The organism is Polaromonas sp. (assembly GCF_012927455.1).
GTDB lineage: Bacteria > Pseudomonadota > Gammaproteobacteria > Burkholderiales > Burkholderiaceae_C > Polaromonas.
Genome location: NZ_JABBPE010000001.1, coordinates 125,001 through 126,132, shown reverse-complemented (window position 1 = coordinate 126,132; position 1,132 = coordinate 125,001). Strand labels below are relative to the sequence as shown.

Below are 1,132 nucleotides of genomic sequence, written 5' to 3'. Positions count from 1 at the left end.
GTGTTACGCGCAGTGAGTTCGGCGGCGCGCCTGGCATTGCTGGCGTACAGCGAGCCGTCGAAGAGTTCCTGCGCGATGGCTTTTTGCTGCGCCTCGAGTTGGGCGATGAGCGCCGGCAGGGCGTCGAGCTCACGCTGCTCCTTATAGCTCAGCTTCTTTTTCAATAGCACTTCACGCCCGTCCTTATTGGGTTCAGAGGTGTTTTTGCCAGTATTTTTGGGGCTGGCGGGCGCTGCGGAAGTCTTACCACCACCACTGAGCTGCGCAGCCCGCTTCGACTGCGTGATCCAGTCCGTTACCCCACCCTCGTATTCGCGCCAAAAGCCCGGATTGTCCGGCGTACCCTCATAGGCAATCGTGCTGGTCACCACATTGTCCAGAAAGCGCCGGTCGTGGCTGACCAGAAACACCGTGCCCTCATAGTTTTGCAGCAAGTCCTCCAGCAACTCCAGCGTGTCGATGTCCAGATCGTTGGTCGGCTCATCGAGCACCAGCACGTTAGCCGGCCGCGCAAACAGCCGCGCCAGCAGCAAACGGTTGCGCTCGCCCCCCGACAGCGTGCGCACCGGCGAATTGGCGCGCGCCGGCGAGAACAAAAAGTCCGTCAAGTAGCTCTTGACGTGTTTCTTCTGGCCATTGATCTCCACCCACTCGCTGCCCGGGCTGATGAAATCCTCCAGCGTCGCATCCAGGTCCAGCGCGTCGCGCATCTGGTCAAAGTAAGCCACCTGCAGATTCGCACCCTGGCGGACCCGGCCCGCAGGCGTCGTCACGTCAGGCTGCAACTCACCCAAAATCAGCTTGAGCAGCGTCGTCTTGCCCGCCCCGTTCGGCCCCAGCAGCCCGATCTTGTCGCCGCGCAGCAGCGTGCCGCTAAAGCGATTAACGATGAGTTTTTCAGCGCCCGCATGGCCAAAGCTTTTCGACACGTCCGTCAACTCGGCCACGATCTTGCCGCTCTTCTCGCCGCTCGACACATCCAGATTGACCCGGCCCACCGCATCACGCCGCGCCGAGCGATTTTCACGCAGCACATCGAGCCGGCCAATGCGCGCCACGCTGCGCGTACGCCGTGCCTCCACGCCCTTGCGGATCCAGACCTCTTCTTGTGCCAGCAGCTTGTCGGCCTTGG

Annotated in this window: 1 protein-coding gene (running past one end of the window); it reads right to left on the bottom strand. The window is 62.0% G+C overall.

Annotated elements, in window-relative coordinates; genetic code table 11:
- Window positions 1-1,132: part of an ATP-binding cassette domain-containing protein coding region (locus HHJ18_RS00605; RefSeq protein ID WP_296910457.1), annotated on the bottom strand (this coding region is incomplete at its 3' end). The annotated region continues 739 nt past the right edge of the window; the window shows 1,132 of its 1,871 annotated nt.